16 protein-coding genes and 1 pseudogene are annotated in these 17,018 nt (G+C 36.0%); 10 read left to right on the top strand and 7 right to left on the bottom strand.

The window, feature by feature from the left end; all coding sequences use genetic code 11:
* Positions 1-251: 251 nt before the first annotated feature.
* Together ACNFU2_RS06100 and ACNFU2_RS06095 are read right to left on the bottom strand one after the other, a co-directional pair.
* Positions 252-1,982, bottom strand: a complete 1,731-nt coding sequence (locus ACNFU2_RS06100; RefSeq protein WP_418124148.1) for a cellulase family glycosylhydrolase — start codon at positions 1,980-1,982, stop codon at positions 252-254.
* A gap of 247 nt (positions 1,983-2,229) precedes the next feature.
* A complete protein-coding gene (locus tag ACNFU2_RS06095; RefSeq protein WP_172278910.1) occupies positions 2,230-3,198 on the bottom strand; it encodes a Gfo/Idh/MocA family protein in 969 nt (322 codons plus the stop codon).
* Positions 3,199-3,359: 161 nt separating this feature from the next.
* Here ACNFU2_RS06095 and ACNFU2_RS06090 point away from each other — a divergent pair, with 161 nt between their 5' ends.
* From ACNFU2_RS06090 to ACNFU2_RS06060, 7 genes are all read left to right on the top strand, one after another.
* A complete protein-coding gene (locus ACNFU2_RS06090; protein WP_172278908.1) occupies positions 3,360-4,013 on the top strand; it encodes a protein-L-isoaspartate(D-aspartate) O-methyltransferase in 654 nt (217 codons plus the stop codon).
* A 3-nt stretch (positions 4,014-4,016) separates the two neighbouring features.
* Positions 4,017-4,409, top strand: coding sequence for a DUF1801 domain-containing protein (locus tag ACNFU2_RS06085; RefSeq protein WP_418124145.1), 393 nt, complete (start codon positions 4,017-4,019; stop codon positions 4,407-4,409).
* A 143-nt stretch (positions 4,410-4,552) separates the two neighbouring features.
* Complete coding sequence (locus tag ACNFU2_RS06080; RefSeq protein WP_172278906.1) at positions 4,553-4,816, top strand: prevent-host-death protein; 264 nt, start codon at positions 4,553-4,555, stop codon at positions 4,814-4,816.
* A 69-nt stretch (positions 4,817-4,885) separates the two neighbouring features.
* The gene (locus ACNFU2_RS06075) at positions 4,886-5,863 is read left to right on the top strand and encodes a 2-hydroxyacid dehydrogenase (protein ID WP_418124143.1); all 978 of its coding nucleotides are present in this window, start codon (positions 4,886-4,888) and stop codon (positions 5,861-5,863) included.
* Between the two features lie 53 nt (positions 5,864-5,916).
* Complete coding sequence (locus ACNFU2_RS06070) at positions 5,917-6,210, top strand: hypothetical protein (protein ID WP_172278902.1); 294 nt, start codon at positions 5,917-5,919, stop codon at positions 6,208-6,210.
* A gap of 282 nt (positions 6,211-6,492) precedes the next feature.
* A complete protein-coding gene (locus tag ACNFU2_RS06065) occupies positions 6,493-8,478 on the top strand; it encodes a urocanate hydratase (protein ID WP_418124141.1) in 1,986 nt (661 codons plus the stop codon).
* Positions 8,479-8,886: 408 nt separating this feature from the next.
* On the top strand, positions 8,887-9,327 hold the full coding sequence (locus ACNFU2_RS06060) for a hypothetical protein (protein ID WP_418124139.1): 441 nt from the start codon (positions 8,887-8,889) through the stop codon (positions 9,325-9,327).
* Between the two features lie 70 nt (positions 9,328-9,397).
* On the opposite strand, the gene tpx is transcribed toward ACNFU2_RS06060, so the two are convergent.
* A complete protein-coding gene (gene tpx, locus ACNFU2_RS06055) occupies positions 9,398-9,970 on the bottom strand; it encodes a thiol peroxidase (protein WP_273648339.1) in 573 nt (190 codons plus the stop codon).
* A gap of 169 nt (positions 9,971-10,139) precedes the next feature.
* Between tpx and ACNFU2_RS06050 the strand changes: the two genes are divergently transcribed.
* On the top strand, positions 10,140-11,768 hold the full coding sequence (locus ACNFU2_RS06050) for an NADP-dependent glyceraldehyde-3-phosphate dehydrogenase (RefSeq protein ID WP_418124137.1): 1,629 nt from the start codon (positions 10,140-10,142) through the stop codon (positions 11,766-11,768).
* Between the two features lie 125 nt (positions 11,769-11,893).
* Here ACNFU2_RS06050 and ACNFU2_RS06045 read toward each other — a convergent pair whose 3' ends face one another.
* Positions 11,894-12,628, bottom strand: a complete 735-nt coding sequence (locus ACNFU2_RS06045) for an SDR family oxidoreductase (protein ID WP_418124135.1) — start codon at positions 12,626-12,628, stop codon at positions 11,894-11,896.
* 173 nt (positions 12,629-12,801) lie between these two features.
* Between ACNFU2_RS06045 and ACNFU2_RS06040 the strand changes: the two are divergent.
* Positions 12,802-13,301: pseudogene (locus tag ACNFU2_RS06040) on the top strand (RNA polymerase sigma factor).
* Between the two features lie 16 nt (positions 13,302-13,317).
* Positions 13,318-13,911, top strand: a complete 594-nt coding sequence (locus ACNFU2_RS06035; RefSeq protein ID WP_418124133.1) for a hypothetical protein — start codon at positions 13,318-13,320, stop codon at positions 13,909-13,911.
* A 31-nt stretch (positions 13,912-13,942) separates the two neighbouring features.
* Here the strand turns inward: ACNFU2_RS06035 and ACNFU2_RS06030 are convergent, their stop codons facing one another.
* The 3 genes from ACNFU2_RS06030 to ACNFU2_RS06020 are packed head-to-tail and all read right to left on the bottom strand — an operon-like array spanning position 13,943 to position 16,899.
* Positions 13,943-14,500, bottom strand: coding sequence for a DUF417 family protein (locus tag ACNFU2_RS06030; RefSeq protein ID WP_345987856.1), 558 nt, complete (start codon positions 14,498-14,500; stop codon positions 13,943-13,945).
* A 60-nt stretch (positions 14,501-14,560) separates the two neighbouring features.
* On the bottom strand, positions 14,561-15,394 hold the full coding sequence (locus tag ACNFU2_RS06025) for a helix-turn-helix domain-containing protein (RefSeq protein WP_273648335.1): 834 nt from the start codon (positions 15,392-15,394) through the stop codon (positions 14,561-14,563).
* A gap of 8 nt (positions 15,395-15,402) precedes the next feature.
* The gene (locus tag ACNFU2_RS06020; protein ID WP_418124131.1) at positions 15,403-16,899 is read right to left on the bottom strand and encodes a S41 family peptidase; all 1,497 of its coding nucleotides are present in this window, start codon (positions 16,897-16,899) and stop codon (positions 15,403-15,405) included.
* Positions 16,900-17,018: the final 119 nt, after the last annotated feature.

Below are 17,018 nucleotides of genomic sequence, written 5' to 3'. Positions count from 1 at the left end.
GCCAACGACTGATACACTGTATTTTACGTGAAAATAAGTGTTGTGTTTTGAGAGCTTAAGTCTGTTTTTTTATGTATATTTTTTACGTAATCTACAATTCAATTAAAAAATTAATAAATAAAACTGAAATAAATTATTTAAGGAATAAAATTTAAAAAAAATGTTAATTCTATTTTTTTATTTTAAATCACGTTATTATGAATAAATTTATTTAGGCTGTTTTGAAATACTTCTATTTTATTTTATTGTGGTTATTTTACTTCAAAATAATTAACATCAACGCCGTTATTTTCAAAAATGATTCTGATCTTGTTTTCCCCTTTTTTAAGATTAACGTTCTTCACTGAACTAGTTTTCCATTGATTTTTTCCTCCTGTTGATGTCAGTGAAACAACTGCAAGCTGTTTTCCTGCGGCGTCTTCAATTTTCAATTTCGAATCATTACCAGCGGCATATCTTATATCAAAGGTATATGCTTTGTCTGCTTTACTGTTAATCGTGTATTGCAACCATTCTCCTTTTTCGGTTTTTCCTACATAATAAGCATTGTTTACTTTGTCATTACACAAATAAATATCCACTCCGTCATTTCTCATCTGGTGACCTGCATTCCATTCAGATCTTTTGGCAGGATCACTAACCCACAGATTGATGAAGTCTTTATCCAGATATGCTGAACCCATTCTGCCCAAATCATATTCGGTAGCAAAGATTCTTCCCGGTGCCTGATGATTTTTAAATGGTTTTGTAGAGTCATCGGTTACCTGTCTGAACATAGCATCGATAACGTCTTTTTTTATTTCAACATTACTGAATTTATAATTATCTGCAATTTTCATTAAAGCTTTTGTTGCAAATTCTTTTGAAGGTTTTTCACCTCCGTTTTTCCAATAGTCTAACAGTTTCTGATACTCGGGTGTAATTTTTACATTGGCAATTCCTGCCGTATTATCGATCTTTTTCATTGGCCAGAAAGCATAGCCAATATTGTGTTTATTCATTAGCTGGATCAGTTCCGTAAACCATACATTAGAGTTTTCCCCTGTTTCTCCCAACCATATCGGAATATTATGCTTTTCTCTTAAATCCAGAATTCCTTTTATGGTCGCGTCATCATTGTTGTTCCAATATTTATGGAAGCTGAAGACCAGATTATTATCCCAAAGAGGAGTCAGGCCGTTATAGTTGTTTCCCCATCCGTTTCCTTCCAGAATAATGATGTGTTTTTTGTCCACCTCACGGATGGCTTCTGTAATTTCTTTCTGGAATTTCCATAGTGGGGCATTTGACATTTCATCTGTTCCGTTGGGATTTTTTCCTGTGAAATTGATGTTAGGCTCATTGATGAGGTCATAACCACCTATCCATGGTTCATCTTTATAACGTTCTGCCAGCTTTTTCCAGAATGCAATGGTTTTTTTCTGATTTTCTTCACTTTCCCAAAGTGACGGTTTAGATTTATCGTTGTCTGATATGTTTACATCATTTCCCTGGCCTCCAGGAAGAGCATGAAGGTCAAGAATCAGATACATTTTGTTATCAGCGCACCATTTCAGAAGATCATCCGTCATTTTAAAGCCTTCTTCAAGCCATGTATTCTGTCCTTTTACGGGCTCTTGTTCAATTGGCAATGTGTACAGGTTATAATGCATCGGAAGCCTTATAGAATTAAAGCCTGCTTTTGCAAGCAGATCAATATCCTGTTTGGTTATTCCGTTTTTCCAGTATGCTTTATAAAATTCTTTCATCCCATCTTCACCGATCAATTCAGAAATCTTCTGCTTGATTTTATACTGGGGACCTGCGAAATCTGCTGTTTTCAGCATGTATCCTTCCTGCAGCATCCATCCTCCCAAGCCTAGGCCTTTTAGCTGGATATTCTCACCTTTGTCATTAACTATTTTTTGACCGTTTGTTTTCAATAATTGTGATGTCCCAAATTGAGACAATAAAAGTGCGGATATTAGGATGGTTCGTTTCATAGTTGGATTTTATAAGATTATGGGATTGATTTTAGAATTATAAGTTTACTAATCACAAATATATTTAAAAATTATTGAATTAAAATTAAAATTCCTATTTAAATATATAAACAATTTAAAGAGGAAGTATGATTGTATTTTTAGCACAGCCGTTTAAACTGAAAGGCTTTCTGGGATTTAACCTTATTAAACAGGTTTTAAAATAATATCAGTGATTAAATTTGAAAGTCCAAAGTGAAAAGAGTAGTTATCTGCTTGTGATCAGTTTCATAATTTCCAATGCTACTTTTAGCGCTTCAGTTCCGTCTTCCAGTGATACTTCTACATTTTTATCTTCAGTAATAGAATCGGCAAATGAGTTGAGCTCATCTAATATGGCATTGTTGGGCTGGATGTTGGGATACTCGAATAAAATCTGATTCTTTTCTCCTTCGGCATTTTCGATGATCATGTCGAATGGAGTAGGTGTTTCCGGAGCATCTTTCATACGGATTACTTCTGCTTTTTTCTCAAGGAAGTCAACAGAAATGTAGGCGTCTTTTTGAAAGAAGCGACTTTTTCTCATGGCTTTCATAGAGATTCTTGAAGTGGTAAGGTTGGCAACACATCCGTTTTCAAATTCTATTCTGGCATTTGCAATATCTGGAGTTTTACTTACAACACATACACCGCTTGCATGGATGCTTTTTACCTTAGATTTAACGATACTCAATAAAATGTCCAGATCGTGGATCATCAGGTCCAGGACCACAGAAACATCGGTTCCTCTTGGATTGAATTCAGCTAATCTGTGGATTTCAATGAACATGGGATTTTTAATATAATCCTTGGTTGCCATAAAAGCAGGATTGTACCTTTCAACGTGTCCGACCTGTGCTTTTATTCCATTTTCACGGCACTTATAAAGGATTTCTTCGGCTTGTTCAAGCGTTTGTGTTACCGGTTTTTCAATGAAGAAATGCAATTTTTTTTCAATGGCCTTTAATGCATAATCATAATGATAAACTGTAGGCGTTACAATATCCAGCATATCAATCTGATTCAACAGATCATCAAAATTTTCAAAATAGGTATAGCCAAACTCGGCTTCCAATTTTTTTCCGTTTTCTACATCTTTATCATGAAAACCTACAAAATCATACTTATCTGATTGATTGAGAAGCTTTAAGTGTATTTTTCCCAAATGTCCGGCACCTACCAAACCTGCTTTCAACATAGCTTTTTTAATTTGTGTAAAGATATAAATTAGGTATGATATTTCAGATATAAAGACTTTTGACTTTAATCATCAAAAATTAAGGTAGCTTCCTGAAATCTGAAATCTAATTCTTACTTTTGTGTGAAACTAGCACCAGCAACCTAATAACTACTATCTAAATGACGCAAGACTCGTTTGTACATAAAGGAAAAAGAAAGATTTTAGTTGAATATCTTCAACAGAGAATTGGGATTACGGATCAAAATGTACTTTCGGCAATGAATGAAGTTCCGAGACATCTTTTTATTGAAAGTATTTTTGAAGACTTCGCTTACGAAGACCGTGCTTTTCCCATTCTGGCCCATCAAACCATTTCGCATCCTTCAACGGTTGCAGAGCAATCAGAGCTTTTACAGGTAATCCCGGGAGAGAAAGTTCTGGAAATTGGAACAGGATGTGGGTATCAGACTGCTGTGTTATTGGCGATGAAAGCCCTGGTGTATACTGTAGAAAGACAAAAAGACCTGTTCGATTTTTCTAAGAAAAAATTAAGGGAGCTTAATCTTTTTCCAAAATTTCAGAGTTTTGGTGACGGTTTTGCAGGATTGCCAACTTTCGCTCCATTTGACAAGATCATCGTTACATGTGGAGCTTCCGTGCTGCCCGTGGAATTACTAAAACAATTGAAAGTAGGAGGGAAAATGGTGATTCCACTTGGACCGACAGATGAGCAGGTACTGTACAGGTTTACAAAAGTTTCGCCTACGGAAATTGAGAAAGAGGAATTCGGAGCCTATAAATTTGTACCTATGCTCAATAATACCAATTCTTAGTTAATGATAAATCCTGACATATCAGATTATAATAACGCACAGTCCCCATCAGATCAGGAGATCTGCACAATGCTTTCACTTGTTATTGATCAGGAGCTGGAACATGCTGAAAATAAGATATGGCACAGGCATCCTGTGTGGTTTCTGGAAGGGAATCCGATTGTAGGTTACAGTAAGCTTAAAGATTCTGTACGGCTGATGTTCTGGAGCGGGCAATCATTTGATGAAGACGATTTAAAGACCGAAGGTTCATTCAAGGCAGCAGAAAAAAGATATACGTCTCGTGAACAAATCAATACAGATGATCTGAAAAGATGGCTTATGAAATCTCAGCAAATCCAGTGGGACTATAAAAATATTGTTAAAAGGAAAGGGGAATTGATAAGATTAAAATAAATTCGTAATTATGATTCAAAATTTCTATAATCGTTTCTAGGCTTTTCGTGACGGAGAATTGAAAGAAAAATGACAAATCGGCACTGATTTTCGGAACAGAAATTGAAGCTTTTCTATGACGAAATCACTTAAATCTTATGATTATGGACACAAACAGATTTAAATCGTCACACGACTTTAGTAATATTCAGAAAAACATTTACAATAATCCGGGATATAATGTAGAAAGTCATTCTCAAAAAGCAAAGGATTATTTCAATGAAATGAAGAGCCGAAATCAGGAAGCAACAAAACAGGGTTTTATAAGTCAAGCACAGAAATCGGCGAAAGAGGTCCGGGATGAAATTCAGAAAATGGCTTCCGGGGTCGGCGATAAAAATAGAAGAGAATCAGAAGAGAAGAAGTAATTTTTATATTAAAGTTAAAGCCTCACTTAGACAATGGGTGGGGTTTTTTATTGAAAAAAAGTTAAGATAATGAAAGTATTCATCAATAAAAGAATTCCTGAAGCAGGAATAAAAATGCTGAAAGAAGCTGGAATGGATGTTATTATCCCTGAAAATGATCAACTTTCACATGAAGAGTGGATAAACTATTGCAAGGATACCGATACCATTCTAAATGTAGGAACCCATTCATTTGACAAGGATTTTTTTAACGAATGCCCTAATGTGCAAGCAATTGCTTTATATTCTGTTGGTTTCGATCATGTGGATATTCAGGAAGCGACCCGTAGAAATATACCGGTTGGAAATACACCGGACGTCCTAAGTAAAGCTACCTCTGATGTTGCGTTTTTGTTAATGCAATCAGTGGCGAGAAGAGCAAGTTATAATTATGGGAAGGTAAAGGAGGGGAATTGGGGAGATTTTGATCCCCTTCATGCATTAGGACAAGAGCTATACGGCAAAACCCTGGGGATTTTCGGTTTGGGAAGGATTGGTTTTGAAATGGCAAAGAAATCCCTGAAAGCTTTTGATATGAATATCATTTATCACAACAGGCACCATAACGAAGAAGCTGAAAGGGAGTTGAACGCACAATATGTTTCTTTTGATGAATTGATCAGGCAGTCTGATGTTCTGAGTATTCATGCCAGTTTTATTCCTGAACATAAAGAACTTTTTAACCGATCGGTCTTTGAGAAGATGAAACCCGATGCTATCTTTATCAATACGGCAAGAGGAGGTTTTCATCATCAGGGTGATCTCTATGAAGCTTTGGTTTCAAGGGAAATATGGGGAGCAGGACTGGATGTTACTAATCCTGAACCTATTGTAAAAGACGATCCGATCCTCGAACTTTCCAGTGTATGTGTATTGCCACATATAGGATCCGCAACAGTTGAAGCAAGGAATGGAATGGCAAAATCAGCAGCGGAAAATATTATTGCTTTTTCAAAAGGGGAAAAAATGCCATATTGTGCTAATCCTGATGTTTATTCTGAGCAATAAACAGAACTTGGAATTATTTTTGTTCTCTATCAGTAACACTAAATACAAATACTATGATACCAGAAGATAACATCAACGAGCAAAACAGAAAACTGAGAGAGATGGATTACAATCCTAATGAAGATTTCTTCAATAAGGAAAAGCATGTTCCTTTAGACGGGGACGGAAATCCTATTCTCGATGAAAATGAAGACAGTTATGATATGGAAATGGATCTGGACGTTCCGGGATCTGAAGAAGATGACGATATGGAAGAGATTGGATCCGAAGATGAAGAAAATAATTACTGGAGTACCAGTGATAACGATGATGATCATGAAGAGGAAAATGATGATGTCCTTACATAATAAGATAAAGATTTGCATTCATATATTTAAGATAGTAAAATACACCTTACTCAACTGGGTAAGGTTTTTTTATTGCCTTTAGATTGGTTGTTATACTCCAAAACACTGATACATAATAAAACAGGTTAATGGCTTTATTTTTTTTGGTTGATCTTAAAATTGATGGAGGTTCTGGTAATAGCTTTCGGAGAAAGGGAATTTTTTATGTTTTCATTGCATTATATTTTCTATTTTGAATATCTTTAAAACTTTGAATTTTAAACGAAGAATTTACTCATTGCTATGACATTCCAGGAACTTATACAACAAGGTATACCTAGCGTATTGCCACCATTCAAACCATACGAAACCAATATAAATCACGCTCCCAAACGTAAAGAAATTGTGGGTGAAGAGGAGAAAAAGTTAGCATTAAAGAATGCTTTACGTTATTTTGAGCCTAAATTCCATGCAGAATTATTACCTGAATTCAGAGAAGAGCTTGAGCAGTATGGCAGAATTTATATGTATCGATTCCGTCCGGATTATGAAATGAAAGCAAGATCTATCACTGAATATCCTGGGAAATCGGAACAGGCAAAATCTATTATGCTAATGATTCAGAATAATCTGGATTATGCGGTAGCACAACATCCCCATGAGCTGATAACGTATGGTGGAAACGGAGCTGTTTTTCAAAACTGGGCACAGTATCTTTTAACGATGAAGTATTTGTCTGAAATGAATGATGAGCAAACCCTTGTCATGTATTCCGGACATCCGATGGGATTATTTCCTTCGCACAAAGATGCGCCACGGGTTGTGGTAACGAACGGAATGGTTATTCCAAACTATTCTAAGCCCGATGATTGGGAGAAGTTCAATGCGTTAGGGGTTTCCCAATATGGGCAAATGACTGCAGGAAGTTATATGTACATCGGTCCGCAGGGAATTGTTCATGGAACAACAATAACAGTACTGAATGCTTTCAGAAAAATAAATAAAGAAACAAAAGGTGGCTTATTTGTAACTTCAGGATTGGGAGGAATGAGCGGAGCACAGCCAAAAGCTGGAAATATTGCAGGATGTATTACCGTGTGTGCTGAAGTAAATCCTAAAATTACAAAGATTCGTCATGAACAGAAATGGGTGAACGAAATCCATGAAAATGTAGATGAGCTGGTAGCAAGAGTGAGAAAAGCTCAGGAAAATAAAGAGACTGTTTCTTTGGCTTATCTAGGAAATGTAGTTGAGGTTTGGGAAAAGTTTGATGAAGAAGGTCTTAAGATTGATATCGGTTCGGATCAGACATCGCTGCATAATCCATGGGCGGGAGGATATTATCCTGTGGGACAAAGTTTTGAAGAATCAAATACGATGATGGCAGAAAATCCTGAATTATTTAAAGAAAAAGTTCAGGAAACTTTAAGGAGACATGCAGCTGCCATTAATAAACATACAGAAAAAGGAACTTACTTCTTTGATTATGGTAACGCCTTTTTATTAGAAGCTTCAAGAGCCGGCGCAGATGTAATGGCCGAGAATCCGACATTAGGAAGGGAATTCAAGTTTCCAAGTTATGTTCAGGATATTATGGGACCAATGTGCTTTGATTACGGTTTTGGGCCATTCCGTTGGGTTTGTACGAGTGGAAAGCCGGAAGATCTTCAAAAAACAGATGATATCGCCTGCAGGATATTGGAAGAAATTCAGCAAAATTCTCCGGAGGAGATCCAACAGCAGATGAAAGATAATATCCAATGGATCAAAGGTGCACAGGAAAACAAATTGGTTGTGGGTTCACAGGCAAGGATACTATATGCCGATGCAGAAGGAAGAATGAAGATTGCTGAAGCATTCAATAAAGCCATAAAAAACGGAGAAATAGGTCCGGTTGTATTAGGAAGAGATCATCATGACGTATCGGGTACAGATTCTCCGTACAGAGAGACTTCCAATATTTATGACGGTTCAAGATTTACAGCGGATATGGCTATCCACAACGTGATTGGTGATAGTTTCCGGGGGGCGACCTGGGTTTCTATTCATAACGGCGGTGGTGTCGGTTGGGGAGAAGTAATCAACGGAGGTTTCGGAATGTTGCTGGATGGGAGTGATGATGCTGACAGAAGGTTAAAGTCTATGCTTTTCTGGGACGTAAATAACGGAATTTCAAGAAGAAGCTGGGCGAGAAATGAAGGGGCTCTTTTTGCTATCAAAAGGGCAATGGAAGTAGAGCCGAATTTAAAAGTTACCCTTCCTAATATAGTCGATGATAATTTATTATAATTTTTGAAAAAATATTCAATAAAAAACTTTGCTTATTGCAAAGTTTTTTTATTTTTATATAAAACCATGATGAAATGAAAATTTCAACTGCTAATATTTGTGATGAGGTTTGGAATGAAATGCAACCCAATCAAAACAGCCTGTTTTAAAGGGTTCACAGTAAAGAGATTTAAGACTTTAGTAATTTTTCCAATGAAGATCTGATCACGAACTTGAATAAGGATAAGGATGCATGTAGAAAATTTTAATGAAAATTAGTTAAACAGAAATTTAAATTTTTCATCGGTTAACAAAAAATAGCTTTGGGATTGCCACAACATGGAGATTGTTATCTCAAGCAAAATAAAATAAGAATAGGTGTAGATAATTATTTATTAAGTATAATCCGTTTAAATTTAAAGTAAGCCTTTGAAAAGATATACCGCAAAATTTGAAAAGAGGCAGTTGGTCTTGTTTTCAGAAAATAATTCAGAGATCGGAAAAATTGTGGAAGCAAACAAATTGATCTCATGGAAAAGATACATTGTATGTGATTCTAAACGATATCATATTAAAAATGTAGGATTTTTATGGAATGATATTGAACTTTCGGATGGCAGGAAAGTGATTTATTACACAGATTTTGGAAAAGATCTGATTATAAAAGTAGATGAATCGGATATAAAGATTTGTCGTTTCACATCAGATAAAGGAATGCAGTTGTACGAACAAAAGAAATTAATCATTGATATTCAAACCCACAGGAAATGGTTTGGAAATCCTGTTTTCAGCATTGAGGTAGATGATTCAGTTGATGATGCATTGGCCTTATTATTTTTGTATTATTCTTCAGCGAGCTTAATGAATTAGATTTATTATGTCAATAAAAAACCTCCACCAATTCTAATTGACGGAGGTTTTTATCCTATACGATGAAAACTTAATGTTTCACAGCTTTAATAGCTGCTTCGTAATCAGGTTCTTTTGAAATGTCAGCTACCTGCTCTTCATATACAATTTTTCCTGAAGGATCAATTACTACGACGGCCCGGCTTAAGAGACCTTTCATCATAGAATCAGTGATCTCTACACCATAAGTTTTTCCGAAATCAGAGCGGAAATCGGAAAGCATAACCACATTTTTTATCCCTTCGGCTCCGCAAAATCTTTTTTGTGCAAACGGCAGATCTTTAGAGATGCAAAGCACTACAGTATTGGGAAGATTAGCTGCATCCTCATTGAAATGTCGGACTGAAGCTGAGCAAACACCGGTATCTACACTCGGAAAGATGTTAAGAATAAGAAATTTTCCTTTGTAGGAATCCAGGGTCTGATCTTTCATTGAAACATCGGTAAGGGTGAACTTTGGCGCTGCTTTATTTACGGCCGGTAGTTTGGAATACGTTTGTACCGGTTTCCCTCCCATCATAATGGTATTGGCATTGTGGGAGTTTTGAGCAAAAAGGAATACGGAAACAGATAATAGCGTGGTGAAAATTAATTTTGAAAACATTGGATTTTATTTTAAGACAAAATTATTCTTTTTTTGGATTGAATATTAATTTTAATTCAAACAGTCTTTAAATAGACCGAATCTATTAGCTGACTATTTTTATAATCATTTGTAAGGTCTACCTTTATTCTAACAAAGTGGACACTTAATTATTAAAAAGATAAAAAATATGAATTCAGCACAGAACACATCATTCCATGAGATTTTTAAAAGCGAAAATGAAATACCGGAAGAATTCAAAGTTCCGGAAATTCATCAGAGAACCTATTTGCTTAATGGTGAACTTATAGAGTGGAAAGGTGATGTCACGGAGATTTATTCCCCAGTTTGTATTCCTACAGAAAATGGGCTTGAGAGAAAGTTACTGGGAAGTATCCCTAATATCAGTCCTGCAGATGCTATGGAGGTTCTTGAGGCTTGTGTAAAAGCGTATGATAATGGTCTTGGGGAATGGCCGACCATGTCTGTAGAAGGACGCATCAAATGTATGGAAAAATTTGTGTATCTCATGATTCAGCAACGTGATCTTGTGATTAAGCTTTTGATGTGGGAGATCGGGAAAACCCTGGCCGATTCTACAAAAGAATTTGATCGTACAGTAGATTATATCAACCAAACCATAGACGCACTGAAAGATCTGGACCGGGAATCTTCCCGTTTTCAGCAGGCAGAAGGAACGATTGCACAGATTCGCAGAGCTCCTCTTGGTGTTGTTCTGAGTATGGGACCTTTTAATTATCCTTTAAATGAAATATTCACAACCCTTATTCCGGCTCTTATCATGGGGAATACCATTCTGTTTAAACTTCCCAAACATGGTGTTTTAGCTCACTATCCTTTATTGAATGCCTTTAAAGAAGCGTTTCCAAAAGGAACTGTGAACACACTTTATGGGAAAGGATCTGAAATTATCACTCCTATTATGGAAAGTGGAAAAGTGAATGTTCTGGCGTTTATAGGATCCAGTAAAGTGGCTAATGGGTTGAAAAAGCTGCATCCGAAAGTAAATCGTTTACGTGCTATTTTAAGCCTTGATGCAAAAAATGCAGCGATTATTACTAAAAATGCCAATCTGGATGTAGCGGTAAACGAGTGTATTTTGGGAGCGCTGTCCTTTAATGGTCAGCGATGCACAGCGTTAAAGCTTCTTTTTGTACAGAAAGAGGTTGCTATCGAATTCACAGAAAAGCTGAATAAGGCAGTCTCTGCTTTGAAGCCCGGATTGCCTTGGGAAAAAGATGTGAAAGTAACACCGCTTCCTGAAGTCAATAAACCACCTTATTTGAAAGAATGTATTGATGATGCCATTGCTCATGGTGCTAAAGTATTGAATGAAAACGGTGGCTATACTGAAGCTTCTTTTGTATTTCCTGCCGTAGTATATCCGGTAACAAGTGAGATGAAGTTATACCATGAGGAGCAGTTTGGTCCCGTGATACCTGTTGTCCCTTTTGATGATATTGAGGAGCCTATCGAATACCAGGTGAATGCTTCCCATGGAATGCAGGTAAGTATTTTCAGTGAAGACCCACATGAAGTTTCAAAACTTATTGATTCATTCGTTAATCTGGTTAGCCGGGTTAATATTAATTGCCAGGCACAGAGAGGCCCGGATGTTTTTCCGTTTACGGGAAGAAAAGATAGTGCAGAGGGAACGCTTTCTGTATTTGATGCGCTACGGTCTTTCTCTATAAGATCTTTGGTAGCTGCAAAACTTACAGAATCCAATAAAGAGCTCCTGAATACAATTGTCCGGGAACATGATTCTAATTTCTTAAGCACAGATTACATATTCTAGCCAGTAGGTCAGTCCAAAATAAAAAAACCGTACTCAATTTAAATGAAGTACGGTTTTTTATTTAGTTCAGCTTAAAACTTACAATATGAATTCTTTAAACCCAATGCTGAAAATTGCATTCTTTTTTAAACTAGCACCCCGCCGCCATCTGCAACTATTGTATTACCCGTCCCGAAACTTTGCTCCATCAGGTAAATATAAGCAAGAGCAATATCTTCAGGAGTGGCTACTTTTCTTACCAATAATGCCTCCGCATATTGTTGATACATTTTCTCCCGTTCATTTTCCGGGATAGCTCCCCATAGATCTGTTTTTACTATGCCAGGAGATACGATATTAACTCTCGTTGGAGCAAGTTCAACTGCCATTGCTCTGGCAAAACCTTCCATGGCTGAAGTAATGCTGGCTGCAATACCCCAACCTTTTCCCGGCCGGTTGCCTGCAATTCCACTCGTTAAAGTAATGGATCCGCCTTGATTTATTTTCGGAGCACCATATTTTACAGCGGCAAGAGCACCCCAATACCGGATTGTAAAGAATTTTTGCGCTTCTGAAAGGGAAGTTTCATCAATATGGTTCAGTTGAATGTTTTCACCGGCGGTGTATACCAGATGATCAAAAGAGGATTGAACAGCAAAGAAATTTTTAATATTTTCTTCTTTGCTTAGGTCTGCAACCTGACCTTTTGCATTCCCGGGAAGTTGCTTCAGAGCGGAATCTATACGTTGTTGATTCGAAGCAACAATAGTAATAACAGCTCCTTTTTCAGCGGCAGCTTTAGCGGTTGCAAAACCTATTCCTGCACTGCCTCCCATGACAATGACATGTTTTCCTTCTAAGGGATTTGTTGTTGATATCATTTCTATTTATTTTATGATACAAATTTCCCATAACTGTATTTTATTCGATTTACCAAATGGTAAAAAGAAAATGTGATATCAAACTTTTTATTGATCTATTAGATTTCACTATTTTTTACAAAAGATTGTAACATTTTCTATGAAATGTCACTAACTCCATAGAGCCAGGAACCATGAGCATACTAGAAAAAGAATTTTTAGAAAGAATCGAAAGGCATAAAGGAATCATTTTTAAGATTTCTAAAATGTACATGGATGATAAAGACGACCGCGATGATCTCTTTCAGGAAATTACCTATCAGGTTTGGAGAGCATATCCAGGATTTAAAGGGCAAAGTGAATTTTCAACCTGGTTGTACAGAATAGCCCTGAATACGGCCATTATCTTTCTTAAATCCGAAAAGAAAAGAAGCTTTATAGGAAATGATGATTTTGCCCATTACAAATCGAACAGGAGGAATATGACCACGAAAAAGAGGAAAAGCTGGCGGCTATGTATCAGGCTATCCATCAATTGAATCCTATTGATAAGGCTTTTATATTTTATTATCTGGAAGATTTTCCCGGACGTGAAATCGCTGAGCAAATGGGAATTTCAGAAGGTAATGTAAGGGTGAAAATGAACCGCGCCAAAAATAAGTTAAAAGATATCTTAAACACAAATAAGTACTAATTTTAAATCAATAACAATGAATATAGATGAATTGAAAAATACCTGGAATGATGATGTTTTTGAGGAAACACCGGAAATCAGTATTGAAAATAAAAACAAGATTAGCCTTCCTTTGGAAAGGATGCGTAAAAATATGAGAAAGGAATTCTTCTCCACAATTGGGATTTTTATTTTTGGATTTGCCATTGTCTGGTTATGTGGTGCTCCTTTTAAATTTAAGTTTTATCTCACGATACTTTTGGCTTCTATGGCCATAGTTACATTTTTCTTTTTCAGTAAATTTTTTAAGCTTTACAAGGACATGAGTAACCCGCAAATGAAAACTTACGATGGATTAAAGGACCTGCTTCATCAATTTGAGCTCAATAAACAATATTACCTTTCATTTTATCTCAGTTTTATCCCTTTTCTGGTATGTGAAATTATTATTGTGCTTGAATTTATTCCAAGACCACAACCGTTAAGTGATCTTAAGATTGCCGGAATCCTTATAAGTTCTGTATTGTTTGGATTGTTTTCTTTGTATTTACTTGGGAAATATTGGTTTCAAAAGTTTTATGGTAAGTATATTGTAACAATAGAAAATCTTGTAATAGAATTTCAGGGATAAATTTTCGGCGGGCAGAATGCCCGCCGAAAATTTATCTGCTTAAAATACTTTTTGCTGAGTCAGAAGCTATTACCAATCCGGCCCCCAACATGATCATATCTTTGATCACCAGTCTGCCGGCTCCTGAGAGGAAAGGAAAACCATGATCAGGCCCTCCGAGATCCGGAACCCATGTTTCGGGAGTTGTAATCAGAAATGAAAGCGTTACTATTGACATTCCCGCGGTTAAAATCCCGGATAATAAACCAATCTTTGGATAGAATATACCCAATACAACAAGAATTCCAATGCCAACAATGAAACTTCCCAATGCATAGGAAAACACGTAGGTACCATTTGCTTCATGCCATTTTACATTGGCTGGAATCCACTCTCCTTCTTTATTTTTATGGAATTTGTAGTTATCTGCATCTGAAGATTTCGTATTAAGGAAGAAACTCATAAAAGGAGAATTGGCTACGAAAGGAATAATACCTTCCGCTTCATAATGAAATGCTTTTAGTCCTCCGATCCAGGCCATAACGATAAAAACACTAATCCTTAGAATATGGATGAAGTTTTTCTGTGAGTGTGCTAAGAATTCAATCATATTATTTTTTTGACAAAATTAGATTGAATGTATAACCCATAAAATGGAGAATTGTGGACGTTATTTGTACAAATCTGCAACGATGGAAATTCCTGCTTCTTTCCTGAAATGAGTAGGGGAAACGCCGGTATGTTTTTTAAAATATTTACTGAAATAAAATTCATCACTGAAGTTAAGTTCTGCTGCAATTTCTTTCATGGATTTCCGGGTCAGGTGAATTTGTTTTTTAGACTCCAGGATAACTCTTTCCTGAATAATCTGAGAAGGTGTTTTATTAAATCGGGATTTGATCTTTTTGCTTAACGTGTTGGGAGTGATATGTAAAAGATCGGCGTAAAACGATAGATTTTTTTCCGTAAGGAAATGAATTTCTACCAAATCCTGGAAAGATTTTAACTCTTTGAAATCATCCTTTATCAGATCCTTGTCCGGGAATATTTTATTTTTTTCTTTACTGCAAATCGCCAGAATTAACTGCAGATAAGATTGTAAAACGGCCTGTGAAAAATCCTCCTCAGGATCTACTTTCCGGATCTTAGAAAAATAGCCTGAAATTTCTTCAAAGACCTCTGCAGTCAGTTTGAAATAAGGAAAGAGGTAAATATTGTTAAAAAGCAATCCGTTACAGGCTACTTCTTTCTTATGAAATTCTATGCAATAAAAATCACTGTGGAAGCTGAGATCATCAATCTTAAGAACGGTCTCAGTGACGATCCGGATATTCTGGAAAGGGGAAGAAAAAAGGACAATGTTTCCCTCAAAATCATATTCCACGAAATCTACAATGATTTTTCCCACTCCTTCCAACAGGAAGATATGATAAAAAGAATCGCTGGTGATATTTTTATAATATTCCGAATCTCTTTTTTGAACGGAAAAAAATGCATTTTTCATCTGAAGATCTATTTAATCTTTCTGGCTTTCTCTTTTTCAATCTCCTTTTTTACCCACGCAAGCTGTACATCATTTTTGTTGATGATATCCTGTAAAGTTTCTGTGATCGTTACATCCGGGATCACCCCTCTCTGAGAGTTGGTGAGTGTTATATTCGGATTTACCAGCAGTAAGCCGATAGGCAGTGTAAGTTTGGAGTTAGGAAGGACCTGATAAGAATAAAATCCGGCTACGGTTCCGTCATTTGCCCCGCCTGTTTCCTCTCCGACGAGGGTTGCTACCTTATCAAACTTGAGTTTTGAGCTGATAATGGAAGATGCAGAATAACTTCCGCCATTAACCAGTACAAAAATTTTTCCATGAAAAGCATTTTTATTGGGTTTTGTTACATTGTCTGCTTTTATCTTATAATAGAATTTGCCGTCGTTGCCTTTATAAGTATGAAGGGTTTTAAGGAAAAAGTATGTTGGATAGGTAATTCCTTTTAATGCATATTCCAAAGGGCTGCTCTTTTTGAAATAATTTGTTTTTAATGGGGTATAGCCTGAATTGAGCCTCGAAGGTTTTATTAAAGTGAATGGTTCTGAAACAAGATAGGAATAAAGATTATTAATTTCCTGTAAAGAACCTCCGTAATTATTCCGGATGTCTAATATCAGATAGTCTGATTTAGCTTCTTTAATTCTTTCGAATGTATTTTTATAAAACCTGTCAGATTTATTGTTTGAGAATTTTTTTATATTGATGTATGCAATTGAATTGTTCTCATCAAGAAATTTGAAATTTCTGTTCATAGGACAATGAAAGCTTCCGTTAGCCTGGGTTTGAGATTTAGCCTTTTCTGCTTCGCTTTGCTTATCCCGTTCGATAATGAAAGTTTGTTTTTTATTGTTATACAAGGTTTCAATTTTCACCTGTTCCAAAAAGCCGTTTTCCATGCTGAAAAAAACAAAAAACATATCTTTCAGGTAATAGGGTGTAAATGTCGTATTTCTGCCATCACTGCTGATCAGCTTTCTGTATTTGCTGATATAGAAAGATATCGGAATATTATTGATACTCAGTATTTCGGTGCCTGGTTTTATATTCTGAATGGAATCTTTATTCGCGACGATATAAAGATGGTCATCCTTGATGTAATATTTGAAGTACGTAAATAATTTTCTTCCTCCATATTCACGCTTTAATTTTTCAAAAGGAATCATCAGTGAGAGATGCCCTTCTCTGATGCTTGTAATAACGGGTTGCAATTTGAAATAAAACTGTGTTGGAGTAAGAGGTTCGTTGATAGTTTGCTTAATGCTGTCGATTTTAAAATCCAGATCTTTTCTTGTAATATATCTGTAGAGCTGAGGATGCATTTCTTTTAATTTAGTATATGCATAATCCACATCTTTTTTGAGCTGCTCAGGCTCAATAAGTGTCCCTTCCTGCCGCTCGCTATTGGTGAGAGAAGAACAGGACCACAGAAAAATAAGTCCAAATAAAATAAATGTAATTTTCAAAATTTTTGTGTTTAAAACCTACAAATTTAGGCGTTTAAAATCATCCTGATATTAAAATACTAATAATTTTTTAAGTGTGAACTATAATATTGCGTTAAATAAATGAGTTATTTATTAGG

The sequence above is a fragment of the Chryseobacterium sp. PTM-20240506 genome (genome assembly GCF_048296755.1).
GTDB classification, from domain to species: domain Bacteria; phylum Bacteroidota; class Bacteroidia; order Flavobacteriales; family Weeksellaceae; genus Chryseobacterium; species Chryseobacterium proteolyticum.
The sequence above is the reverse complement of the archived record's forward strand: the minus strand, read 5'-3'. Positions and strand labels throughout refer to the sequence as shown.